25 protein-coding genes are annotated in these 23,315 nt (G+C 40.3%); 6 read left to right on the forward strand and 19 right to left on the reverse strand.

The window, feature by feature from the left end; genetic code table 11:
* The first annotated feature begins 34 nt into the window (after window positions 1-34).
* On the forward strand, window positions 35-1,297 hold the full coding sequence (locus tag FPQ13_RS03635) for a cytochrome P450 (protein WP_144087958.1): 1,263 nt from the start codon (window positions 35-37) through the stop codon (window positions 1,295-1,297).
* A 64-nt stretch (window positions 1,298-1,361) separates the two neighbouring features.
* On the opposite strand, the gene hag (FPQ13_RS03640) is transcribed toward FPQ13_RS03635, so the two are convergent.
* The 17 genes from hag (FPQ13_RS03640) to FPQ13_RS03720 form a co-directional block, all read right to left on the reverse strand.
* The gene (gene hag / locus FPQ13_RS03640; RefSeq protein ID WP_144087959.1) at window positions 1,362-2,210 is read right to left on the reverse strand and encodes a flagellin Hag; all 849 of its coding nucleotides are present in this window, start codon (window positions 2,208-2,210) and stop codon (window positions 1,362-1,364) included.
* Window positions 2,211-2,291: 81 nt separating this feature from the next.
* A complete protein-coding gene (gene hag / locus FPQ13_RS03645; RefSeq protein ID WP_144087960.1) occupies window positions 2,292-3,173 on the reverse strand; it encodes a flagellin Hag in 882 nt (293 codons plus the stop codon).
* 86 nt (window positions 3,174-3,259) lie between these two features.
* A complete protein-coding gene (gene hag, locus FPQ13_RS03650) occupies window positions 3,260-4,090 on the reverse strand; it encodes a flagellin Hag (RefSeq protein WP_144087961.1) in 831 nt (276 codons plus the stop codon).
* Between the two features lie 126 nt (window positions 4,091-4,216).
* A complete protein-coding gene (csrA, locus tag FPQ13_RS03655; protein WP_144087962.1) occupies window positions 4,217-4,438 on the reverse strand; it encodes a carbon storage regulator CsrA in 222 nt (73 codons plus the stop codon).
* A gap of 1 nt (window position 4,439) precedes the next feature.
* Window positions 4,440-4,880 carry a flagellar assembly protein FliW gene (fliW, locus tag FPQ13_RS03660; protein WP_144087963.1) on the reverse strand — a complete coding sequence of 147 codons (441 nt, stop codon included), beginning with the start codon at window positions 4,878-4,880 and terminating at the stop codon, window positions 4,440-4,442.
* A gap of 14 nt (window positions 4,881-4,894) precedes the next feature.
* A complete protein-coding gene (locus FPQ13_RS03665) occupies window positions 4,895-5,449 on the reverse strand; it encodes a DUF6470 family protein (protein WP_144087964.1) in 555 nt (184 codons plus the stop codon).
* A gap of 67 nt (window positions 5,450-5,516) precedes the next feature.
* Window positions 5,517-6,404 carry a flagellar hook-associated protein FlgL gene (gene flgL / locus FPQ13_RS03670; RefSeq protein WP_144088012.1) on the reverse strand — a complete coding sequence of 296 codons (888 nt, stop codon included), beginning with the start codon at window positions 6,402-6,404 and terminating at the stop codon, window positions 5,517-5,519.
* Window positions 6,405-6,410: 6 nt separating this feature from the next.
* Window positions 6,411-7,865 (reverse strand): flagellar hook-associated protein FlgK, encoded by a 1,455-nt coding sequence (flgK, locus tag FPQ13_RS03675; RefSeq protein ID WP_144087965.1) that lies wholly within the window; start codon window positions 7,863-7,865, stop codon window positions 6,411-6,413.
* A gap of 25 nt (window positions 7,866-7,890) precedes the next feature.
* On the reverse strand, window positions 7,891-8,385 hold the full coding sequence (locus FPQ13_RS03680) for a flagellar protein FlgN (protein WP_186279538.1): 495 nt from the start codon (window positions 8,383-8,385) through the stop codon (window positions 7,891-7,893).
* Between the two features lie 23 nt (window positions 8,386-8,408).
* Complete coding sequence (gene flgM, locus FPQ13_RS03685; protein WP_144087967.1) at window positions 8,409-8,675, reverse strand: flagellar biosynthesis anti-sigma factor FlgM; 267 nt, start codon at window positions 8,673-8,675, stop codon at window positions 8,409-8,411.
* Between the two features lie 77 nt (window positions 8,676-8,752).
* Window positions 8,753-9,178, reverse strand: coding sequence for a TIGR03826 family flagellar region protein (locus FPQ13_RS03690; protein WP_144087968.1), 426 nt, complete (start codon window positions 9,176-9,178; stop codon window positions 8,753-8,755).
* A 99-nt stretch (window positions 9,179-9,277) separates the two neighbouring features.
* Entirely contained in the window at window positions 9,278-9,946 is a 669-nt protein-coding gene (locus tag FPQ13_RS03695; RefSeq protein WP_144087969.1) for a ComF family protein, read from the reverse strand.
* Window positions 9,946-11,337, reverse strand: coding sequence for an ATP-dependent helicase ComFA (locus FPQ13_RS03700; RefSeq protein WP_144087970.1), 1,392 nt, complete (start codon window positions 11,335-11,337; stop codon window positions 9,946-9,948). The genes FPQ13_RS03695 and FPQ13_RS03700 overlap by 1 nt, the downstream gene beginning before the upstream one ends.
* Before the next feature lie 89 nt (window positions 11,338-11,426).
* Window positions 11,427-12,272, reverse strand: a complete 846-nt coding sequence (locus FPQ13_RS03705; protein WP_144087971.1) for a DegV family protein — start codon at window positions 12,270-12,272, stop codon at window positions 11,427-11,429.
* Between the two features lie 60 nt (window positions 12,273-12,332).
* Window positions 12,333-12,605, reverse strand: a complete 273-nt coding sequence (locus FPQ13_RS03710; protein ID WP_144087972.1) for a hypothetical protein — start codon at window positions 12,603-12,605, stop codon at window positions 12,333-12,335.
* Window positions 12,606-12,665: 60 nt separating this feature from the next.
* A complete protein-coding gene (locus FPQ13_RS03715) occupies window positions 12,666-13,337 on the reverse strand; it encodes a response regulator (protein ID WP_144087973.1) in 672 nt (223 codons plus the stop codon).
* Window positions 13,338-13,561: 224 nt separating this feature from the next.
* A complete protein-coding gene (locus FPQ13_RS03720) occupies window positions 13,562-14,704 on the reverse strand; it encodes a sensor histidine kinase (protein ID WP_144087974.1) in 1,143 nt (380 codons plus the stop codon).
* Between the two features lie 433 nt (window positions 14,705-15,137).
* Between FPQ13_RS03720 and FPQ13_RS03725 the strand changes: the two genes are divergently transcribed.
* The 3 genes from FPQ13_RS03725 to FPQ13_RS03735 all read left to right on the forward strand — a co-directional run bounded on the left by FPQ13_RS03725 (window position 15,138) and on the right by FPQ13_RS03735 (window position 18,838).
* On the forward strand, window positions 15,138-15,782 hold the full coding sequence (locus FPQ13_RS03725) for a YigZ family protein (protein ID WP_144087975.1): 645 nt from the start codon (window positions 15,138-15,140) through the stop codon (window positions 15,780-15,782).
* A gap of 16 nt (window positions 15,783-15,798) precedes the next feature.
* Window positions 15,799-16,791 (forward strand): LCP family protein, encoded by a 993-nt coding sequence (locus FPQ13_RS03730; protein WP_144087976.1) that lies wholly within the window; start codon window positions 15,799-15,801, stop codon window positions 16,789-16,791.
* Window positions 16,792-17,392: 601 nt separating this feature from the next.
* Window positions 17,393-18,838, forward strand: a complete 1,446-nt coding sequence (locus FPQ13_RS03735; RefSeq protein ID WP_144087977.1) for a S8 family peptidase — start codon at window positions 17,393-17,395, stop codon at window positions 18,836-18,838.
* Window positions 18,839-19,169: 331 nt separating this feature from the next.
* On the opposite strand, the gene FPQ13_RS03740 is transcribed toward FPQ13_RS03735, so the two are convergent.
* Window positions 19,170-20,687: an APC family permease gene (locus FPQ13_RS03740; RefSeq protein ID WP_144087978.1), complete on the reverse strand. Its 1,518-nt coding sequence runs from the start codon at window positions 20,685-20,687 to the stop codon at window positions 19,170-19,172.
* A gap of 294 nt (window positions 20,688-20,981) precedes the next feature.
* On the opposite strand from FPQ13_RS03740, the gene FPQ13_RS03745 reads away from it, so the two are divergent.
* The gene (locus FPQ13_RS03745) at window positions 20,982-21,593 is read left to right on the forward strand and encodes a hypothetical protein (RefSeq protein WP_144087979.1); all 612 of its coding nucleotides are present in this window, start codon (window positions 20,982-20,984) and stop codon (window positions 21,591-21,593) included.
* A gap of 11 nt (window positions 21,594-21,604) precedes the next feature.
* On the opposite strand, the gene FPQ13_RS03750 is transcribed toward FPQ13_RS03745, so the two are convergent.
* On the reverse strand, window positions 21,605-22,090 hold the full coding sequence (locus tag FPQ13_RS03750; RefSeq protein WP_144087980.1) for a hypothetical protein: 486 nt from the start codon (window positions 22,088-22,090) through the stop codon (window positions 21,605-21,607).
* Window positions 22,091-22,227: 137 nt separating this feature from the next.
* On the opposite strand from FPQ13_RS03750, the gene FPQ13_RS03755 reads away from it, so the two are divergent.
* A complete protein-coding gene (locus tag FPQ13_RS03755; RefSeq protein ID WP_144087981.1) occupies window positions 22,228-23,310 on the forward strand; it encodes an AI-2E family transporter in 1,083 nt (360 codons plus the stop codon).
* Window positions 23,311-23,315: the final 5 nt, after the last annotated feature.

Consider the following 23,315-nt stretch of genomic DNA (forward strand, 5'->3'; position numbering starts at 1 on the left):
TAGAATAGAAGCATTAAAAAAACGAGGTGTTAGCATGACTAGAAGATCGAGCATTCCACGCGAAGTCGGTTTGGATCATACGAAAGATGTTCTTCGTGAAGGATATCAATATATTCCAAACCGTAAAAAAGCGTTTCAATCCGACTTTTTCGAATCCCGCATACTCGGTGAAAACACGGTTTTCATGAGTGGTGTAGAGGGGGCAGAATTATTTTATAATACGGAGTACTTTAAACGTGAAGGAGCTGCACCGAAACGCGTACAAAAAACGTTACTCGGTGAACATGGTGTCCAAGGACTTGATGGGCCAGCGCATCGCCACCGAAAAGAAATGCTGATGAGTTTAATGTCCGAAGAGCGCCTGCAAGTATTGGATCAGACGATTGAAACATACTTAGAACAATACATCGAGAAATGGGAGAAGGAAAAAAGCATCAAACTATATGATGAAGCGGTCGAAATGATTTTTCAGATTGCTTGTGATTGGGCCGGAATTCCACTTGAACAGCATGAAATCAGAAACCTAGCCCCGAAAACAGCTGATTTATTCGAGACTCCTGCGACAATCGGGTTGAAGCAATTTAAAGGACGCAACTCAAGAATCCAATTGGAAGACTGGGCAAAAGATTTAATTGTCAAAACACGTGAAAAAGATCTTCACCCACTTGAGGAAACGGCTTTGCATGTGATTGCTTGGCACCGTGACTTAGAAGGAAAATTAGAAGACTTAGATGCGGTAGCTGATGATTTATTGAATATTATCCGTCCGATGGTCGCTATATCGATCTATGTAACCTTTACGGCACATGCTGTGGTCCATCATCCAAAAGAAGTAGAGAAATTACGCATGGATGGTGATCCAGACTCTTATAAACGATTTATTCAAGAAGTCCGTCGTTTTTATCCATTCTTCCCGTTTAATGTCGCTCGGGTAAAACAAGACTTTGTTTACCGCGGACATGCTTTCAAGGAAAATGATCAAGTGATCTTTGACTTTCATGGAACGAATAACGATCCGAAGATATGGGACAACCCGGATTTATTCAAACCCGACCGCTTCAAAGAATGGGATGGCAGTCCATTCAATTTCGTACCACAAGGCGGGGGCGATTACCTCGGCGGCCACCGTTGTGCAGGAGAATGGATTACGATTCGCATGATGCAGATTTTCTTGCATTACTTTGTGGAGAAAATTGATTTTGAAGTTCCACCGCAGGATATGAGCTATAGCTTAGTTCATCCGCCGACGATGCCAAATAGTAAAATTGTGATGAAGAATGTGAGATGGAAAGCATGAACATGAAAAACGTCCGGAAGCCAGAGAGGCTTTTCGGACGTTTTTTTGTAGGTAAAAAATGATATTACTGAAGTAACTGAAGTACCCCTTGTGGTTGCTGGTTCGCTTGAGCTAACATTGCTTGAGACGCCTGAGAAAGAATGTTGTTCTTCGTGAACTCCATCATTTCAGCAGCCATGTCAACGTCACGGATACGTGATTCAGCAGCTGTTAGATTTTCAGCTGATGTGCTCAAGTTGTTGATTGTGTGCTCTAAACGATTTTGTACAGCCCCAAGTTTGGAACGTTCTTCTGAAACAGATTCTATTGCTGTATCTATATTAGCAATTGCAGAACTGGCCTCTGTTTGAGCCGTAGAAATATCTACAGTTTCAGTACCATCCACTTTTTTTGTAGTTAATAGACTTTTTGAAGTCATATTACCAATAGAAACACTAATATCTTGTCCCTTATTCGCTCCAATGTGGAACTCCCCTGAAAATACCTCCTTGCCATCTGCTCCACCCAACAATTTTTGAGAGTTAAATTCTGTATCTTTAGCAATACGATCAATTTCTTCCACAAGTTGATTTACTTCGTCTTGCAAAGCTTTACGATCCACATCCTCATTTGTATCGTTAGAGGATTGTACAGCTAATTCTCGCATACGTTGAAGAATGGAATGAGTTTCATTTAACGCACCTTCAGCAGTCTGAATCAATGAAATACCATCTTGAGCGTTTTTAGATGCCATTTCCAAACCACGGATTTGGCCACGCATTTTTTCAGAGATAGCTAGTCCAGCAGCATCGTCGCCCGCTTTATTGATTTTTAGACCTGAAGATAGTTTTTCCAACGATTTTTGAATGTTGTTGCTGTTGTTTGATAGCTGGTTATGTGTGTTCAACGCAGCAATGTTGTGATTAATACGCATAATTATTATTCCTCCCTGAATTTGGGTTCGCCACGTCCATGTGACAATTTTTTTTCTGTATCAATAGCTTAAAAATATCGTTTATTGTAGTAATTGAAGTACTCCCTGCGGTTGTTGATTCGCTTGAGCTAACATCGCTTGAGAAGCTTGAGAAAGAATGTTGTTCTTCGTGAACTCCATCATTTCAGCAGCCATGTCAACGTCACGGATACGAGATTCAGCAGCTGTTAGGTTTTCAGCAGATGTACTTAAGTTATTTATAGTGTGTTCCAAACGATTTTGAATAGCACCAAGACTGGAACGTTCCTTAGAAACACTTTCAATAGCTGTGTCTATAGTTGCAATTGCATTACTTGCATCTGACTGACTTTTAGAAACGTCAATTGATTCAACTGTAATTTTATTACCATCATTATCAGTTTCACCAGTTTCAACAGCAGTCAAAGAAAGAATTTTGTCTGCTGCCATACTATTAATAGAAACTCCAATATTTTGGTCGTCATTTGCCCCGATATGAATCTTTCCATCAAAAGTTGTTGTCCCGTTATCTCCACCCAAAAGTTTTTGAGAATTAAACTCAGTATCTTTTGATATTCTATCAATTTCCTCAACAAGTTGATTCACTTCATCTTGTATAGCTTTTCGATCAACATCTTCGTTCGTATCGTTAGATGCCTGTACAGCCAACTCTCGCATCCGTTGAAGGATTGAATGAGTCTCATTCAAAGCGCCTTCAGCAGTCTGAATTAATGAAATACCATCTTGAGCATTCTTTTCAGCCATTTCTAAACCACGAATTTGACCACGCATTTTTTCAGAAATTGCTAACCCTGCAGCATCGTCTCCTGCTTTGTTGATTTTCAGACCTGAAGATAGCTTTTCCAAAGATTTTTGGATGTTGTTGCTGTTGTTTGATAGTTGGTTGTGTGTGTTCAATGCAGCAATATTATGATTAATACGCATAAGTATTATTCCTCCTTGAATTGGGATTCGTCACGTCCATGTAACAATTTTTTCTTTTAATGCATCAATAACTTAGAAAATTTCGTTTATTGTAGTAATTGAAGTACTCCCTGTGGTTGTTGATTTGCTTGAGCTAACATCGCTTGAGATGCCTGAGAAAGTATGTTGTTCTTTGTGAATTCCATCATTTCCGCAGCCATGTCGACGTCACGAATACGAGATTCAGCAGCTGTGAGGTTTTCAGCAGAAGTACTCAAATTGTTGATTGTATGTTCAAGACGGTTTTGCACTGCTCCTAATGCTGATCTTTCCTCTGATACTGTTTCAATAGCTCCATCAATAGTTGATATAGCGTCGCTAGCTGCAGCTTGATTCGTTGAAATATCAACTGAAGTATCTCCAAGTATTGTGTTCGCTCTCATATCACCAATTGTCACTGTAATATCTTGGTTTTCATTTGCACCGATATGAAATGCACCTGAGAACACTTCAGAACCATTTGTTCCACCTAGCAATTTTTGGGAGTTAAACTCAGTATCCTTTGCAATTCTATTAATTTCATCAAAAAGTTGATCTACTTCATCTTGAAGTGCATCTCTGTCGGCTTTTTCATTTGTATCATTAGATGCCTGTACAGCCAATTCACGCATACGTTGTAAAATAGAATGAGTTTCGTTCAAAGCACCTTCAGCAGTCTGAATCAATGAAATACCATCTTGAGCGTTCTTTGAAGCCATTTCCAATCCACGGATTTGACCACGCATTTTTTCAGAGATTGCTAGACCTGCAGCATCATCGCCCGCACGGTTAATTTTCAATCCTGAAGATAGTTTCTCCAAAGATTTTTGGATGTTGTTGCTGTTGCTTGATAGCTGGTTGTGAGTATTCAACGCAGCAATGTTGTGATTAATACGCATAAGTATTATTCCTCCTTGAATTTTGAGTAGCCACGTCCTTGTGGCATTTTTTAGTAAAATGAAACGTTCGTCGGCCGACTGCTGTCTCATTCTCTACTAAATATATCGGTAGGTCTTTTGATTTGTTTACTCTTTTTTTAGATTTTCCAAAAAATCTTTTACTTTGCTGTTTGAAGCTTGTTTGTTGGCTTCGATGATTTGTTCATAGATTTCACTACGGTGGACGTCTACGTCTTTCGGGGCGTCGATGCCGAGCTTAATTTGGTCACCTTCAACTGCTACTACTTTCAAGGTAATAACGTCTCCAATTTGAATGGATTCTCCTACTTTACGTGTCAAAACGAGCATCTTATTCCCCTCCTTGCTGTTGTGCTTGGATTGGGTGTTTTGTTGTGTATTGGTCGTCATCTAATACGATTTGTTTCGCCTTTTTAGTTTTCTGATTGAAGATGAGTGGTGCCTTCAAGTTGGTCGTCGATTGGTCGAATGGTTTATGTACAGTTAGGGTCGAACGAATCAGGATATCTTCATTTGATTGAATATCCAGTTGTTCAACAATGGAATCGCTCAAGTCAAATTGATAGTCTTTATAAATCAAAAATGGATCGGTAACGACAAATGCTAGATTTTCATTATGGACGGCTTGCAACACTTGAAATGCTGGGTTACCTTCCAAATCGATTAATACAAATTCTTTTTCATCGGGAAAGCCTGGCAATCCGTTAACAAAACTGATGATTTTGGACTCATCAATTGCCAACTCGCCAAAATAATTCGTTTGGATTTTCATTTCCATCTTCCTTTCTATGCTTCAAACTTTATTTGTAAGTCTGCAGGTTGTCTGACATATACATAAACGTTTCCTGGTTGGTACTCGTGCACCACTTTTTGTGGTGTTGCTTGAATTACTGGCTGTCTCGCTTGTGCAGAGATATTGACATCAGCCGGTGTATAGTTTGTTTTTACCGAAAAATGAGAAGGAATCCAGTCGAGTGCAGCTGGTTTCACATCAGCCATTGTTTGTTGTTTCGAAAGAGAAGCGATGACGTTTCCGCCATTTTCGATCTTCATCAATTGGTTGCCTTCACTCGCCTTTTGACTGATTGCTTCCATGACTGCTTTTTTTCCTTGATTAGCTGCTTTTTTCGTTGCCTCTAACGCACCAAATTTCCCCATATCCGCCCAAGCCTTTGATTGATCAATCGACAGCTTGCCTGGTCGCGTCTTAATCGACAAGTCCGCTTTCGGTTGTTGAATTTGCATGTCAGCTTTAGGTTGCTGGATTTGTTGGGAAGCAAGCTGTGTTTTCATGCCGAGTAATGAAGATTGTGATTGAATGCTTAATCGCGGGAATTGCATCGCTTCTCCTCCTCTCGTGAAAGAAAGCTATCTGCATGAAGACACAGATAGCTTATCTAAACATCTATTAACGTAAGAAATCTAGTAATGTCGGTTGAATGACACGGGAGCCCGCACCGAGTGCTGCCCGGTGTACACTTTCTGCTTGAACGAGATTCATAATGACTTTTTCCATATCGGCATCTTCATTAGAAGACATTAAGTCCGTTGTCGCGACACGTTGCTGTGCGATCCGGCTTTCCATCAATTCCACGCGATTCATCCGAGCTCCTAAGTCCGCGCGCTCATTCGTCAAGCTTTGGGTAAAGCCATCAATATCCTCGATGAATCCTTCAATCGTCGCATTGCTCGCATCCGGGTTTTCCAACTCAGCGACAACGTCATCCAACTTAGCGAATAAATCCGCTGGAAATGCGTTGGCTGGGTTTACGTTCGAGCGAACTTTAATCCCATCGGCCAGTTCAATTTCAACATTGTTATTATTTGGATTTGCCGCATTGATCAGTTGACCGTCTTTATCAAAGCGTGCTTCCGTCGTATTCGTACCGTTGAAAATATACTTGTTATTTACTTTCGTGTTGGCGATATCGACTAAATGCTTTTTTAGCTGATCAACTTCCTTGCTAATGTTGTTTCGCTGGTTTTCTTCATACGTATCGTTACTCGCTTGAATGATCAATTCACGCACACGATGAAGTGCTTGTCCAGCTTCATTCAATGCATCATCTGAATTGTCCATCCAGTTATTCACTTCGGCAATGTTGCGCTCGTATTGTTCGATTTTTCCTAAACTATCACGATGGCTTACTCCACGCATCGCAACGACTGGATCGTCAGAAGGGCGATTAATCTTCTTGCCAGTCGACAATTGATCCATATACTTATCGATTTGTGAATAGCTATTACTAATGTTTTTCAGCATGTTTTGACTGATCATAGATTGTGTAATTCGCATCATTCATTACCTCCCGACGACACCCATTTGGTTAATGATCCGGTCGAGCATTTCATCGACGACCGTCATACTTCTTGCTGCAGCATTATACGCATGCTGGAATTGAATCAAATTCGACATTTCTTCGTCCAGTGAAACACCACTGACAGACTGACGATTTGCGTTCACCGAGTTCTTCAGTACTTCACTATTATTTTTCAACCGGTTCGCTTCTTGTGCTTGTACACCGAGCTCCCCGATTATTCCTTCATAAAATTCTTGAACCGAACGATTGTCTAAACCTGCAATCGACTGGTCCTTCACTTTTGCAAGTTTAATTGCATTGTCGCCATTACCAGCAAAGTCATCGAGTGAGGCTGCGATTTTACTCACGTCATTTAAAATTACATCGGATACGGCTAAGTCAGCGGCGCCATTACCAGTGAAAAAGTCACCACCGGCATCGCCGTTTAAATCCGTTCCTTGAGTGTGTTGTGTGTTAAAGGCTTCTTTAAATGCATTAGCCATCTTATCCAAATCCGTCAGTTGTTCGCCGTAAAATTCACTTGATTCCTTTAACCCACGTAAAGAGCCGACAGCTGTTAATTCAAATGTTGTCCCAGCAGCAACATTCCCGTCTTCATCCATCGTACCGACAGAGAATTCACCATCATTGACACTTAATCCGTTCAGCTCACCATCTTTGCCAATGAGTGCCTGCTTTGTACCATCAGCGAGTGTAAACGAAATGGTAGTTTTCCCCATTGCAATATCTTTTGCATTACCACCACTTGGCTCTGTCCCGACTTCGATATCGAGCTTTTGGGACAAGCGATCAATTAGTACATCGCGTTGATCATACAAATCATTCGGTAAGTAACCATGCGGCTCAACCTCACCGATTTGTTGGTTCAAGTCATTGATTTGACGAAGCAGACTATTTACTTCATCGACTTCGGTTTCGAGTTGATAGTCGATTTCGTCTTGAACGCCACTTAATGTGTTATGTAAATAATTGAGCGTATCGGCAACGGCAACCGCTCGCTGTGCGGCAACTTTCCTTGCCCCTTCATCTTCCGGGTTTGTCGCTACATCTTGTAACGATGACCAAAATTGGTTCATCACTTTCGATAAGCCTTCATCACTCGGTTCGTTCATGACGTCTTCCATGCGGCGTAGTGCTTCAGCTTTTGATTCCCAATAACCTGCCTTGGAATTTTCGTTACGGAATTGCAAATCTAAAAAGCTATCACGAATTCGTGTAATATCACCTGCTTTAACACCTGTCCCCATTTGACCAGGGAGCTCCGGACGATTCATGCCACCTGCCGGCCACGGTGTTTCCGCTTCAAAATTAACACGCTGACGTGAGTAGCCTTCTGTATTCGCATTGGCTACGTTATGAGACGTTGTATGTAGTGCACTTTGTTGCGTGAAAAGTGCACGTCGAGCTGTTTCTAGTCCAAAAAAGGTTGATCGCATAATGAGCGAACCTCACTTTCATTCGTTAAGCTTTCGAATCAAAAACCGATTGACTCGCTTTGTTTTGTTGTACTTGCTTTTTATCGTAATTCATATTTTTCTCATGGTTTGGCTTTAGCAAATCGAGCGATAACTCGACGAATTGCAGCGATTGTTCCATGAGCTCACGATTCAGTTTTTCTTGGTTTTTCAAATCAGCAAGCACATAGATGAAGTTTTCATAGATCGCTTGGAGCTGGTCTTTTTCTTCATTGTTTTGCAAATGGTTGATCACTTGCTGAATGGTTTGCTCTTCCGCTTCAGGCGCATATGTTTCAAACCAATTGCTCGTCGCAACCACACGTTTCTCTTCCAATTGCTGAATGGCTTTGACATGCTTCCGTTCGTCCATAAGCACTTGACGCATGCCATCGATGTCATTATCTTTAATGAGCTGCTCTTTCCGCTTCGAAATCTCTAGCAAGCTCTGATGCAGTTGATATGTTTTTTCTAGCAATTGTACTTGATTTTCAATAGACAACGGATTGTCCTCCTTCAGACGGTTTAACGACCGTTCCAAAATTCAACCATTTTTTCAGCGGTTTGTTTCGGATCTAGCTGATAGGTTCCTTTTTGGACTTCTTGTTTCAAATTCTCGACTTTTTCTTGTCGTGCTTCGACAATTGGATTGGATTGTTGAAGCTGTTTTGCTTCTTCTGAAATTTGAACTTTGTCAGTGGCTTGGTTTTTGGACTGCGTCTGTTGTTGCTGTTGCTGTACTTGTGGTTTATAGGCATTGATTTTTGGATTGTTCAATGGATTAATTTTCATCCGGCTCACCCTTTCACGATTTACGACGTTTCTCTACTCTTTTATATCGGTATGTTTCGGAATTAGTTTAATTTTAATTACGACCGCCATGTTCGGTCTTTCGTTACATTATAATAGATATCGCTCTTTTTTTCTTCTTTAATTTTATCGGCGATCGTTTGTTCTTCGCTTGCTTGCAGGTCTTGATAAAGTTCATTTTTACAAGAGTCACAAAGCTTTCCTTCTTGAATCTGTTCATCGCAACGCTCACACGAATACGTTAAGTTCGGAAAGTCCGCTCGGTGAATGCGACGCTCTTTGACCCATTTTTGAATTAATGCTATTTTAACGCCTGTTGCTTCAGCTACTTCATCGATTGTCGCGGTGCGGTTTTTCTTTTTGCGGATAAATTTATAAACCGTCTCAAATTGTTCCTCTTCCTTTTCGTAACAGCTTCGACAAACCGTTAACATTCCTTTCAAAAAGAGCTCACCACACATTGGACAGTTCGCCAATTCGCCCATTTTTCATCATCCTTTTATTCATACTACGTATTATATCGGTATCTTTCATTGAATTGAAAGAGGATTTGGTAGGAATTTCGGAGCATTTTCGTAAACCATTCAGCTTCTGATTAATGTGAGCGACGAAACAGACTTCGCACCAGCATCCTTTAGCACCTGAGCAGCGAACCGTACTGTTGAACCAGTCGTGAATATATCATCAATAATGACAATGGTTTCTGGTGATGTTTCAGTCAATTTGAATGGGTTATCTGCCGTTAGTCGTTCCCACTTCGATTTTTTTGACTGTTTTTCTTGTCCAGTACGAATCATTCCAGCAAATAACGGTTGCTCCAACAATCGTGCTAGCGCTTCAGCTTGGTTAAAGCCGCGTTCAGAGAATCTGCTTTCTGCCAACGGAATCGGTAAAAGTTGGCTTTCTTTTGGGAAATACTTATTGAATGCTCGTTGGAACGGATCTTTCCAAGCGTGGACAATTTCATAATCGCCTCGGTATTTAAACCGTGCCATCGTTTCTTTCATAAATTCGTTGTACGTATATATGGAAACATTTCGGTCGAGCGGATCTTCTTGAAAATGTTGCTCCCAAAACATGCAATCGGAACAAAGCTTCTCTTCTGTTCGTTTCATGCATTTTTTGCACGTCGGTCCTTGGTTTTTTTCTAGTTGCTCGTCACATGACGAACAGAGCGTTCGCTCGCGAAAATCAAACAACGTGGACCAAGTCGTGTCTTTTTCAATCGACTGTAGACAAATTTTACAGTGCATTAGTTGAACTCCTTTTTAAATTTCTTACCTTCCAAATTTTTCAGCTCGGTATATTGGCGAGCTTTCACAATCGCTTTCGTTTTGACGTTATAGAAAAACGTCACATCACCATCTGGATCATCGGCGCTTCTACCTGCACGTCCGGCAATCTGCACGAGTGCCGCTTCATCAAATACATCGTGGTCTGCACCGATTACTGCTACGTCAATCGAAGGGAACGTTACTCCGCGTTCGAGAATAGTCGTTGTAATTAAAGCTTCATACTGTTGATTACGAAAGTGGTGAATAAGTTCTTCGCGATTTGAGCTTTCCGAGTGAACATATGGAATATCGAGTTTTTTTGAAAGTGATTGGGCGGTTTCGATTGTTGGTACGAATAATAAAAATCGCCTTTGAGCAGCTTTTCTCTGATCAATCCAATGAGTAATTTTTTTCGGAAGTGTACCTTGTTGGAGATGTTGATGTAATTTGAAAACTTGCGATAGCTTAGGAAGTGGAAGTGGATGGCCGTGATAGCGCAAAGGAATGGAGATCGTTTGAAGCTGTTTAAGTCGGGAAGCGATTTTTAAATCCAAGCGTGGGGTAGCAGTTAAGTAAATGAGTGCGTGGGACTCTTTGACGGAGCGGGCGACGGCTTTTGGAAGTGATTTGTCGTGGTGGTAAGGAAACGCATCGACTTCATCAACGATCATGACATCAAATGATTTCGAATAACGCAAAAGCTGATGTGTTGTCGCTACGACTAAGTGGGCGTTGATATCGGTTTCTTGTGTACCGCCATATAGCGCTGCCATTTCGATCGACGGAAAATCTCGGCGCAAGCGTGGGGCCAGTTCTCTGACCACATCTGCCCGTGGAGTTGCGATACATACGCGAAAACCATTTCGAAAGGCAATCCATAAACCTCGATAAAGCATCTCGGTTTTTCCTGCGCCGCATACCGCATGGATGAGTATTTTCGATTGATTTCGTATGGCCTCCACCATCGCATCTGCTGCTTTGCTTTGTAGTGCGGTCAACTCACCACGCCAAATGGATGGCTGTTTCACTTTTGGTAGATTGGCTATGGGACCATTCCACTCATAGAGCGGTTCATTTGTGCTTACTCTGCCCATTTGAATACAGTTTCGGCAATAAGTTATTGAGTTGGTTGCTGGTCGATTTTGATATGAAAATGATTGAATGGTTTTAGTGGGAATTTTTCCGAAATGGGAGGGCTTTCGTGTGTGGCATCGTTGACACTCGAGGTAAAAGAGCGTTTCTTTAATACTAGGTATCTCTATTAGATAGCCTTTAGTCAACAAACCTTGAAAGACAGATTCAGAGAGATTGAGTTCATTTTTTAGTAAACGTTTTCCTGAGAATCGTGGGGACCAAGGGTTGGCATTCATTGGGGGCCTCCTTTGCAGTGGGGATTTTGATGGAGTTATTAAAAAAGATTTCCTGCGAGCCCATAATGTTCTCGCAGGTGTCTTTTCATTTATTTTACTTTATACCAAGCAATACCAATGGCGCCTTCACCGAGGTGAGTGCCGATTACCGGTCCGAAGTAACTGATTTCAAATTCGACATTCGGGTACTTTTCAGATAGCTCGTCCCGCCATTTTTTTGCGGTATCTTCTCGTTGTGCATGAATAATGGCAGCCTTCACTTTTTCTGCATTGTCTGCCGTTTCCTTCAGCAAACTTTCCATTCGCTTAAACGCTTTTTTACTCGTCCGGATCTTTTCGAACGGAACGATTTGCTTATCTTCGAAATGGAGAAGTGGCTTCACTTGAAGTAGACTTCCAATCATCGCTTGTGCACCTGTCAACCGGCCACCGCGTGCCAAGTGACTTAAATCATCGACCATGAAATACGCATGCATATTTTCTTTCATCGCACGAAGCTCTTTCAAAATTTCGTCTGGTGTCTTTCCTTCCGCTGCTAAATCGGCTGCTCTCAACACATAAAATCCTTGAGCTAACGCACTGATTTCCGAGTCAAACGGATACACATCCAATCCTTCAATCATGCTGCCTGCAGATACCGCAGCTTGATACGTTCCACTAATTCCGCTGGAAAGGTGTATGGAAATAACCGCGTCATGCTCCTTCGCGATCGCTTCATATTTCGTCGTAAAGTCGCTGACGGAAGGCTGGGATGTTTTTGGCAAATCTTTTTCAGCTTTAACTTTTTCGTAAAATTCCTCAGTTGTTATGTCATAAAACTCACGATAAGTATCTTGTCCAAATGTCACGCTAAGCGGCGCAATATATATATTTTTTTCTTCTATTAAATGATCGGGTATGTATGCGGTACTGTCTGTTAACACTGCCGTTTTCATCTTATGAACCTCCTTATAGCAAATATTTTACTATACTCTAGCGATTATTGCACTCGTATTTTAGAGATTGATTACATTGCGTGCGATGACGTTCGGTTCGTTAAGGATTTGTGCATAGTGTTGAGCTGTTGCGGTTTCGTCGGGCGGCTGCACACGTTTGTCGGGCGGCTGCACGCGCTTGTCGGGCGGCTGCACACGCTTGTCGGGTGGCTGCACGCGTTTGTCGGGTGGCTGCACGCGCTTGTCGGGCGGCTGCACGCGCTTGTCGGGCGGCTGCACACGCTTGTCGGGTGGCTGCACGCGTTTGTCGGGCGGCTTCCTAAAAGTTTTCAAGCCCTAATCCCAACAACCAAAAAGAAACCGCGACCTGCGCGGTTTCTATCATCATACAAATTACTTCACTTCCACCCAACCGTTTTTGATAGCTGTTACAACAGCTTGGGTACGGTCGTTCACACTCATTTTTTGTAAAATATTTGAAACGTGGTTTTTAACTGTTTTTTCACTAATATAAAGATCTTCTGAAATTGATCGATTACTTCTTCCGTCGGTCATCAACTGCAATACTTCACATTCTCTTCTCGTCAATAAATGTAATGGCTTGCGGTATTCAACATGGGTAAATCCGTCGCCTTCTCGTGAAGAAAGACGGTGGTAGTCTTTCAATAGATTATGTGTCACTTTTGGATGAACATAAGAGCCGCCTTCACTTACAATTTTAATCGCATTCACGAGCTCGTCCGTGTCCATTTCTTTTAACATGTAACCAAGAGCACCCGTTTTTAATGCATGGACGACATAAGATTCATCATCATGTATAGATAGAATAATGACCCGTACATCCGGGAAACGGTCGATTAGTTGCTGGGTAGCTTCTACACCGTTTATATGTGGCATATTAATATCCATTATGACAACGTCCGGGTGATATTTCGAGACGAGGTCTAATGCCTCTGTTCCATCGTTACCTTCTGCAATCACTCGGAAGTCATCTTCAAATTCTAAGATTCGCTTTATTCCTTCTCGAAATAATTTATGGTCATCAATCAAGACGATATTCGTCATTAACTTACCTCCTAAAAGTGCTAGTTCTAGTACTGGGAATAAGCTTCGATTCGTATTTGTTTGTTGCAACCTACAATAAGTTTAGCAATCCATAACATTAACTTTATTATGTTCTCTTATATAACTATCGGTATTTTATAAAAATTTTAAAAGGATAGTAGCGTTTTGTCTCTCTTTTTCTCGATCATTTCCAGATACAACCATCTTCGCTACTTACCACTGTGTTACTTCGATTGATGCGGAATAGAAATTTTCACGCGAGTACCCTTGCCAGGACTCGATTCGATGGAAAACTCACCATTCAGAATATCAATCCTTTCCCGCATGCCAATTAATCCAAACGATTCTTCATTTTTTACATTCGGATTGAATCCTTTTCCGTCATCGATAATATGCAAATTCAACTTTGGCGGTGTGTTTTCGTAAATCACACGAATTACTCGAGCTTCTGCATGCTTTAGTGCATTTTGCAGTGCTTCTTGTATTAAACGGAACGCAGCTGTTTCAAATTGCTGATTAAACCGCTGTTCTCTTCCGCGCATAATAAATTCAATTCTCACTTGGTGGTACTCTTCGGTTGTTGCAATATATTTGCGTAATGTTGGGACCAGGCCGAGATCATCCAGTGCCATTGGCCGGAGATCATAAATGATACGTCGGACTTCGTATAATGCTTTTCGTACCATTTCTTTCATCGTTTTGACTTCTCCCAAGCCTTGTTCGATGCCTCGCTCCCGGAATGTTTTTCCGACGATTTCAGATCGAATCATGACATTGGCGAGCATTTGTGCAGGTCCATCATGCATTTCACGTGAAAGACTTCGTCGCTCCTCTTCTTGAGCTTCGATAATTTTCAATCCAAATTCTTGGCTATCTTTCGCCGATTGAATCGTTTCATTAATTTCTTTAAAGTCTGTCATTAAGTAGTTTAAAATGACATTTGTTTTACTCAATAAATTTTGAGATCGTTCAATACTCGTCCCTAATGCCCGAATGCGCTGTTCGAGTTCTTCACGCCGTTTGATTAACCCTTCTTCTTTTTGCCTTTGCAAGACAATTTGTGTCTGGATGTTATGCGTGTGGTTGTAAACCTCGTGAACCTCTTCTTCGCTATATCGATCGAAGTTTTTACTGACTTCGGATAAGCGCAACCGGGAAAGTTTTAATTTTCGTTCGAGTTGATCGTTTTCATCGATTAAATTTTTAACTTCCTGCTTAATATTCGTCAATTCTCGCTCTAGCGCTTGTTGTTGTTTGCGTGATTCTTCTCCTAAAGAGAAAATTTCATCTTTACTATTGCTGACCACATCAACCATTTCATTGATGATCTGATCCAATGCTTTTTCGGAATCTTGCACTGTTGACATTCATTAGGCCTCCATTTTACCTATAACTTTCGCCGGATAAAGGTCAATTTTGGGGGGGGAAATAAAAACTATTTATCCTTTATGTGGTCAACCTTTAATTATAATTCATCATATCACAGTTGTTACCCATTCACCTTTACAGTTCGCTAACAAATCCTTTACTATACTTTTAATATTCACCTTTCGGATCAGCACTTTTTCTTTTGAAAGGCGTTTATTGAGTAGAATCAAATCGCTTTCAATAAGTTTTTCTCATTATCAGATCATTTTTTTCTATAAATTAGTTAAATTATTATTCTATTTGTTATTATACCCTTATTTTTTATATTTTTTAATAGCAATCCTTCTTTTTTTAACTAATTTGCTTTTTCCTGTCCAATACATTGCCGTTTTTTGTCCTGTTATATATACTATAAGTTTAGGAGGATTTACAATGCTAGAAAGCTATTTAACGATCAAGGGTGAGGGTGAACACGAAATTGTTATCCAAAAATCCCGTTTTATCGGATATGTAAAACGTACAGAAACCGAAGAGGAAGCTCAACAATTCATCCAACAAATAAAAAAGAAGCATTACCAAGCGACCCATAATTGCTCAGCGTACATGATCGGAGAGCAAAATCTTACCCAAAAGGCAAATGATGATGGTGAGCCAAGCGGAACAGCTGGTGTACCTATGCTTGAGGTATTAATAAAGATGGATTTAAAAGATACATGTGTTGTTGTAACGCGTTATTTTGGAGGTATTAAGTTGGGGGCAGGCGGCTTAATCCGTGCTTATTCCAGCGCCACTTCCGAAGCAATCAAACATGTTGGAGTCGTTAGACGTTCCTTAATGAAAGAAATCATTATTGAAGCAGACTATCATTTACTCGGCAAAGTGGAAAATGAGCTGCGCAATCAAAATCATTTGATCGATACGATTGATTATGCAGACCTCGTGAGGTTCCATGTATATGTACCTATTGCTGAAACCGACTCTTTTCAGCAGTGGATGACGGATTTTACCAATGCTCAAGTGAAACTTTCTGTCGGGAACGAACGTCATATGGAAGTAGATGTGTCATTAAACGAATAAGAGAGGATTTCGACGTATGAGAAAACGTACAAAAATAATGATTGGATTACTTGTCGTTCTATTTACTAGCCTGGCAGGTATCTTTGTTTATGGTCATTCAATCTATCAAGAGGCAGAAAAAGCTGTGGACGCTTCGCAACAAGAATTGGAGCGTGGTGATAAGTCGGAAAAGCGTGAAGAAAAAGTTGATCCGAGTAAAGATAATGTATCCATTTTGTTTATAGGAGTTGACGACAGTGACGCACGTGAAGGGTCTTCTAGCTTAGCAGACGCACTTGTCGTAGCGACGTTTAATAAGAAAGAAAACTCTATTAATCTTGTTAGTATTCCAAGAGATTCTTATGTAGATGTCCCTTATCAACTAGAAAAAGATAAAATCACCCATGTTCATGCGAAAGCTGGATTGGATGAAACGGTTGATACTGTTGAAGGTTTGCTTGATGTTCCGGTCGATTATTATGTACGATTGGATTTCGAAGCGTTTGTTAAAGTGGTTGATACGTTGGGTGGCGTGCCATTCGATGTTCCATATTATATGGAAGAATCAAATAGTCAGGATGAAAAGGGTTCTATCGTTTTACAGCCCGGCAAACAACAATTGACTGGTGAAGAAGCTCTTGCGGTTGCCCGGACCCGGAAATACGATAATGATTTAATGCGTGGTCAACGCCAAATGGAATTGTTAGATACAATCCTGAAAGAAACAATGTCGGTTTCCAATTTGACGAAGTACGGCGATTTAATTAACGACATTAGCGATCATTTAACGACCAATATGCCGTTTAATGAAATGGTAAGTCTTCATAGTTATATAACGGACATGAATGGTGTGCAAATGGACAAAATGCAATTAAGTGGAAATAACTTAATGAAAAATGGCGTGTATTATTTCGAACTGGAGAATGAAAGCGTTGAAGCGATTCAAAAAGATTTAAGGGAGCATTTAGGTCTTCCGACTTCCGTAGCAGATTCAACAGAACAGAAAAATACGATTAACTCAGGCAGTTAATGCATGAAATTCGAAAAATTTAACTATTATCGTATGAAATTTATAAAACCTTCCATTGCGGGAGGTTTTTTTATACAAAAAAAAGACCACCAACACGGATGTTGGTGGCAAAAAGATAGCGTCTAAATAAAACCTTATGATCGAGGTTAACTCTATTGTAATACACGACATTGCGCATTACAATACATCCTTATTGAGAAATAAAATAAAAAAAGATTACTAAAATACAATGATAGTTATATTTTTGTTCATATTATTATAATTAGTTTCATTTAATAATTATTATAAATAGTTATATTTTGTTATATAATGTTCATATAGCGTGAGTAATTAGTCCTGCAAATCACTTTCCTAATATTTATTTATTAAATTAATTTCTAAAATCGGAAATTGTTGGTGTGATCGCGTTTTTTAGTTTACTTGTCTCTTTTTAGTCTAAATTACCTAGTTCTATATACATTCCGTCCGACAAATACTGTGTAAATTTTCAAACAATTCTAGGTATTTTTTATCTTACAAATTTAAATCGAAATACTCAATGAATATGATGACTTTTTAGCTATACTATTTAGTATCACTAAATTTTCCAAGGAGGAATTAAATGAAGAAACTAGTTTCATTATCTATTCTATTATTTGTATTAATCTTTTCGGTTTCTGCACTATCCGCTCAAGAGCCTGAAGATTATTACTCAGTTGTCTTGAAAAATAGCAACCAGGTAAACCAGTTTAAACAGGAATTAAAAGATGCTGGTGCTGAAGTTGTTTATGAAGTACCAGAATTAGGATACTATCAAGTGAAAGGCACACCTAGCCAAGTAGCAAACGTTAGTAAGTTGAATGGCGTCGCTGCTGCTTCACCTTCAATAAAGTGGGATTTACAGAAAACAGAAAAGGTCAAGATGTCTCAACAAGAACTTGAGGCGCAACTAGAAGCAGCAGATCCTGGACAAGCTGCGATGTGGCCGCTTCAGTGGGATGTTCAGCGTATTACAGAAAACGGAAAAAGCTATGATGTTCATACAGGTTCCCATGATACTGTAGTCGCTGTGCTCGATACAGGTATTAACTTGCAACACCCTGACTTAGCTCCAAACATCGTTGAAGGATCTAAAAACTTTGTTCCTGCCGGGGGTTTTCGTGGTACTGAACCTGGCGAAACAGGTGATGTGAATAAAGTACAAGATCTTCACGGACATGGAAGTCACGTTTCTGGTCATATTGCTGGTAATGGCAACATGTTAGGTGTTGGTCCTGACTTAGGCCTACGCGCTTACCGTGTGTTCGGACAAAGCTCTGCTGAAACTCCGTGGATTTTAGCTGCGATGGTTCAAGCAGCAGATGATGGTTCTGATGTTTTATCCATGAGCCTTGGTGGCTTTGATTACCTCGGACAAGTATTTGAGAAGAACCCTGAAACAGGTAAATGGGAAAATGCAGGAAATAATAGTGCTGATATGGTAGCTTACAAACGAGCACTTCAATACGTTGAAAGCAAAGGTGCAGTCGTTGTCACTTCAGCAGGTAACGATGGTTTAGATGCACGAAACAACAAACAAGTCGTTGAATTCATCAATGACAGCCTTGGCGAAAATGTTCAACTACGCGGAACAGCGAAAATTGCACCAGCTGATTACGCTGGAATCATTAACGTCTCTGCAACAGGTCCAAATGATCAGCTAGCTGTTTATTCAAACTACGGTGCTGGTTTTGTTGACTTAGCTACAGTCGGTGGCGACACACGCTTATACGATCAGTACGCAGCTGAAGGTCGACTTAATGAATACTTAGAGAACCAAATGCACTACGACGAATTCACGTTGAGTGCTGACTCAGAAGGTGCCGGTTACTACTTCAGTGTCGGAACTTCTATGGCGACTCCTAAAGCATCAGCAGTAGCTGCATTGATTATCGATCAGCATAACGGTGAGTTGAACCCGAACCAAGTGAAGAATATTCTTTACAAAAAAGGTGTTGAAAAAGTTAAAGGTAACGAAAAGAAAAAGTTTGGTAATGGTCACTTAAATGCATTTGATGCAGTGAGATAAGATTGTTATTGAGAAAGAAAGGCACTGACTTCGGTCGGTGCCTTTTTTCATGTTGGGTAGTAGAGGAAGTTAACACCACAGCGTTCAAGCACAAAGAAGCTTGACAGCTATCAAGTGTGTATTCAGCATACTAATGTGCTCTATTCTACGGTAGCGCTGAAATATTACGCTCTACCCTCTATTTGAAGCGCTCTATTCAACGGTAGCTTGCTGAAATAATGTTCTACCCTCGATTTGAAGCGCTCAATTTTATAAAACAACAGTAGGCATCAACTATTCAAACAATAAACGGAAGAGTCATTAAAACTCTTCCGCATCCTTATAATCCGAGTCAAACCGCTCCGTCAGTAAACTCTTTTTCCTCGTCTTTCGAGTCTTTCAAATCGAACTGATCTTTACCTAAAATAAAGTAAGCCAAATCTTTGCGTTTATAGCTCATTAAATCTTTTCGTTTTACCAAGTAGAAAATTAAGCCGACAGCAATCCATACACCTAAAGCGATGAAGGATTCTTTGCCTAATACAGCAGGTGAACCTGGTACTAACAACAATAGTAAAAATCCAATCGATGAAATCATACCGAGCATGGCAATCGACTTTTTCCCTGGCGCGACGATTTCAAGTGCTGCATTAACGTCGCCGTCATCTTTCCACCGTAAAATTTTAAAAGCCGTAAAACAAGTATAGAAATAAGCAATGGATACGCCGACGGATGACATGTCGACAACCCATCCGAGAACGTTACGTCCAAAGAAAGGAGCGATCAAGACAATAATTGAGGTGAAAATAATGCCCCAATGTGGCGTGTGGTGCTTTTTATGCAAACGGGAAAAGATGCTTGGAAGAACTTTTCCTCGAGACATTGCGAATAAAACACGGCTAGAACTGATCATGAAACCATTCAGTCCAGTAAATATCCCCATCGATAACCCAATCGCTAGAATGATCAGTCCCCAAGTTCCGAGGATTTCTTGAACAACGGTTCCTGTTCCCCATAAATACCCCGCTTCAGATGTTTCGATCCAAGGCGTCGCAACAGCGGTTGCCGCAATCATCAATGCGTAAATGACCCACGCGAAAACAATCGCCAACATGATTAGTGTTAATGCTTTTTTCGATGAAAAATTAAATTCTTCAGCGGCTTGCGGTACGTTATCAAAACCGACATAAGCAAATGGTGCAATCGCAACAATCGTCAAAATGGCTCCAATCGTTGAAATGTTTGGTGAGAAGGCTGGTGATAAATTACTCAATGATGTTGCAGGGCTTCCAACCATAAACGAAGATACCGTTACTACAGCAAGGATGAGCAGTAAGCAAAAAATGAATTGCATACGGCCAGATAAACTAGAACCACGAATATTCATGACTGCAAATAGGATAATCAATGTAGAGACAATCAAAATCTCCGTAATATAAACATCCCAACCTGCAACTTCATAAAGCTTTCCTTGCTGAATGAAATCAGGAAAAATGAACTTTAACATTAAGGCGAACGCTGTTGCATTCAATGCCACAATGCATATATAACCTAAAGTCAAGAACCAACCACTAATGAAAGCGTGCGTTCGGTTTAAACCTAAGAAAGCATAAGCAAATTCACCGCCAGAAACAGGGAAATTGCGAATTAACACGCCATAACTAATGGCGATGATGGCCATTAACAACGCACCAATCCCCAATCCTATCATAACTCCAGCAGGTCCAGCTTGACCCATCCATGTGGCGGGCATGACGAATGATCCCCAACCAATCGATGAACCAAGTGCAACCGCCCACACCCAATGGGGCTTTAATGTACGATCTAACGTTTCTCTCTTTTCAAGTGTCGTTACTTTTTTTCTACTCAAAACATTGGACTCCTTCTAGTTCGTTAATGTAATAACTATACCCAAATATCATTTTTATATTCCGTTATGTATTGTATCACTAAAATTTTTACCGATTTTATTCATCTGACATAAGAGCTAGTTAGAAGAAGGATGGTATCGAAATGAGCGAAAATTAATCATATATTTTTTCCACTTACTCAAATTCGATAACATTTCGTATCATACAGCCGAATATCAAAGAAATTTTATCGTTAATCACCGTATAAGGAGACGTTAACCCGTCGATAATGGAGTAGAAAGCTAGGTGATTATATGAAATTTTTAAAGAAGATTTTTTTATTGTTCATCCTCTCTTTTTTATACATAGTTATTTCCAATGGTCTCCGGCTTTACTCTTACATTGAGACATCACCTGTCGTTGATTGGGCGGATGAATTTCCAGATGCTGTAGAAACATTTCAGTCAATCGATTTGGATTCTGTGGAAATCACTGACGAACCATTGCCACAAGTCGCCCAAGAACGGACAAAGGATTCTCATGAAACAGACTCACCAGTTGCCGCGATTAACGAACCGTATGAAGTTTCACCATACGATGTAAAATTCGAACGGCTAAATCAGCAAACGTTGACGGAAATCAAGGAGTTGGCAAATGAGTTTAAAAATGACTTGGCAAATCAAGAAAATGCTCTTTCACAAAGTATGTTGTTTTTAAAATATGAAAAGAAAGCACGTGATTTCGAAGAGGAAACTGACAATCGATTTGATGCGTTTTTGGAAGATTTAAAAGAAGATACGAGTGATGATGAGTGGAATCGATTGGAGAAAAAGTACACACGTAAATATGAACGAGCCAAGAAAAAGCTCGTCGATCAGGTTATGGAGAAAGCTAATGAATTGTTCACGGCAGGAGAAGCGGAATAAATCAATCAGTATTATTCCGCTGGGTTCACATCTTCAGCCTCAATATTTAATTTATTGGCTACTTCACTGGCAGCAGAGAAAAAGGGCTCTCGCTCATAAGCTTGATCGTTCGACCAGGCTTCTTCGTAATTTTTTAATTCTGAGAGCATCGTATGGAGCAATTCAACAACCTTTTCTTCCGATGAAGATAACGGCTCACGATCCGATGTCGTCTCTGTTCCCGATTGAATTTGTTCATATTGATAGGTCGTCCATTCGACAGAGACTGACTGTTCAGGCACTTGGCGGTCAAGCCAACCTTCCATAAAATCATGATACGCATCTCGCGCAGAGTAATAAAAAGAGTCATTAATATCCTCAGGTATTTGCTTCTCTTCGTCTTCGAAAACTGGCAAGGTTAAAGCAAACAAAGCTACGATAATCAACCAAAACCACGGTGCCTTCCACAGAGGTTTCATTATTGATTCACTAAAGTCTTTTCTCGGTCGTCGTTCCATCATCCAACCTCCTTGTCTTCTGCCCATTATATCACGTTATGTTTCATTTTCTCGTGATTCGTTTATTATATTTAGACAGATAGTCACGGCTGTATTACAATAAAAATAGCAAAAAGTCATAGAGAGATGGTGATGTTGTGCCAAATGGAAAGTGGTTCCGAATCGGCTATGGAATCATCATAGTTTTATTAATTTTATTATTGGCAAAGAAAGTACAATTTGTTTTTGAACCGATCTTTGTTTTAGTGCGAACTTTATTTACCCCGATTATTATTGCGGGAATTTTGTATTATCTCACACGGCCAATTGTCGACTTCCTTTCTAAGAAAATCCCAAGACCGCTCGCCGTCGTTATTATGTATCTAACTGGGATCGGACTAATCACCGGGTTAATTGTTCTTGGCGCACCTGAAATCCAACGACAGTTCAATAACTTTGTGAATAACGTTCCAAATCTAATCGATGATGCCAACCAATTACTTTTGAACATTCAAGAAAGTAACTGGTTCCAAACAATCGCACCGGAAGAGGATTCAATTACACAATGGTTAAAAGGATTGGAAAGTCGTTTAACTGAAATCTTGACAACCGTCGCATCCCATATTACGGATTATATCAGCATGATAGCGAGTACAATTATCATTTTAATTGTCGTGCCTTTCGTTCTGTTTTATCTGTTAAAAGATGGCGAACGTCTACCGAAACGATTAATCGGATTTATGCCGAAAAAGTATCGTGACGACACGGAAGAAATTCTTGAGAATATGGACGATGCATTGAGCTCTTACATCCAAGGACAAGTGATTGTAGCTTGCTTTGTCGGTGTTCTTGCATACATTGGGTACTTAATATTAGGCCTGCCTTACGCATTGATTCTCGGTTTAATCGCCTTATTCACGAATTTCATACCATTCATTGGACCGTGGATCGGTACGGCTCCCGGTGTCATCGTCGGCTTTTTCGAATCACCGGTGACAGCGCTACTCGTAATCGTAATGATCGTCATTATCCAACAAATTGAAAGTAACTTGATTTCACCTCAGGTTATGGGTAAAAAATTAGATGTACATCCGATCACGATTATCTTCCTACTTCTTTTCGCTGGAAGTATCGGTGGCATCGTAGCGATGATTGTCGCTGTACCAGCCTACGCTGTTGGTAAAGTCATCGTCAGTCACATTTGGCAGATTATCAAACTACGAAACAAAGAAATGTTTTAATAGCT

It is taken from the genome of Allobacillus salarius, assembly GCF_007559425.1.
GTDB classification, from domain to species: domain Bacteria; phylum Bacillota; class Bacilli; order Bacillales; family Alkalibacillaceae; genus Allobacillus; species Allobacillus salarius.

What these genes read in the sequence shown, in the direction of transcription:
- FPQ13_RS03635 (WP_144087958.1), top strand. Translation starts at nt 35, where the DNA reads ATGACTAGAAGATCGAGCATTCCACGCGAAGTCGGTTTGGATCATACG.
- FPQ13_RS03745 (WP_144087979.1), top strand. Translation starts at nt 20,982, where the DNA reads ATGAAATTTTTAAAGAAGATTTTTTTATTGTTCATCCTCTCTTTTTTA.
- hag (WP_144087960.1), bottom strand. Translation starts at nt 3,173, where the DNA reads ATGCGTATTAATCATAATATTGCTGCATTGAACACACACAACCAACTA.
- FPQ13_RS03715 (WP_144087973.1), bottom strand. Translation starts at nt 13,337, where the DNA reads ATGACGAATATCGTCTTGATTGATGACCATAAATTATTTCGAGAAGGA.
- hag (WP_144087959.1), bottom strand. Translation starts at nt 2,210, where the DNA reads ATGCGTATTAATCACAACATTGCTGCGTTGAACACACATAACCAGCTA.
- FPQ13_RS03695 (WP_144087969.1), bottom strand. Translation starts at nt 9,946, where the DNA reads ATGCACTGTAAAATTTGTCTACAGTCGATTGAAAAAGACACGACTTGG.
- FPQ13_RS03750 (WP_144087980.1), bottom strand. Translation starts at nt 22,090, where the DNA reads ATGGAACGACGACCGAGAAAAGACTTTAGTGAATCAATAATGAAACCT.
- csrA (WP_144087962.1), bottom strand. Translation starts at nt 4,438, where the DNA reads ATGCTCGTTTTGACACGTAAAGTAGGAGAATCCATTCAAATTGGAGAC.
- FPQ13_RS03705 (WP_144087971.1), bottom strand. Translation starts at nt 12,272, where the DNA reads ATGAAAACGGCAGTGTTAACAGACAGTACCGCATACATACCCGATCAT.
- FPQ13_RS03665 (WP_144087964.1), bottom strand. Translation starts at nt 5,449, where the DNA reads ATGCAATTCCCGCGATTAAGCATTCAATCACAATCTTCATTACTCGGC.
- fliW (WP_144087963.1), bottom strand. Translation starts at nt 4,880, where the DNA reads ATGAAAATCCAAACGAATTATTTTGGCGAGTTGGCAATTGATGAGTCC.
- FPQ13_RS03730 (WP_144087976.1), top strand. Translation starts at nt 15,799, where the DNA reads ATGAGAAAACGTACAAAAATAATGATTGGATTACTTGTCGTTCTATTT.
- flgK (WP_144087965.1), bottom strand. Translation starts at nt 7,865, where the DNA reads ATGCGATCAACCTTTTTTGGACTAGAAACAGCTCGACGTGCACTTTTC.
- hag (WP_144087961.1), bottom strand. Translation starts at nt 4,090, where the DNA reads ATGCGTATTAATCACAACATTGCTGCGTTGAATACTCACAACCAGCTA.
- FPQ13_RS03690 (WP_144087968.1), bottom strand. Translation starts at nt 9,178, where the DNA reads ATGGGCGAATTGGCGAACTGTCCAATGTGTGGTGAGCTCTTTTTGAAA.
- FPQ13_RS03720 (WP_144087974.1), bottom strand. Translation starts at nt 14,704, where the DNA reads ATGTCAACAGTGCAAGATTCCGAAAAAGCATTGGATCAGATCATCAAT.
- flgL (WP_144088012.1), bottom strand. Translation starts at nt 6,404, where the DNA reads ATGCGAATTACACAATCTATGATCAGTCAAAACATGCTGAAAAACATT.
- FPQ13_RS03725 (WP_144087975.1), top strand. Translation starts at nt 15,138, where the DNA reads ATGCTAGAAAGCTATTTAACGATCAAGGGTGAGGGTGAACACGAAATT.
- FPQ13_RS03735 (WP_144087977.1), top strand. Translation starts at nt 17,393, where the DNA reads ATGAAGAAACTAGTTTCATTATCTATTCTATTATTTGTATTAATCTTT.
- FPQ13_RS03700 (WP_144087970.1), bottom strand. Translation starts at nt 11,337, where the DNA reads ATGAATGCCAACCCTTGGTCCCCACGATTCTCAGGAAAACGTTTACTA.
- flgM (WP_144087967.1), bottom strand. Translation starts at nt 8,675, where the DNA reads ATGAAAATTAATCCATTGAACAATCCAAAAATCAATGCCTATAAACCA.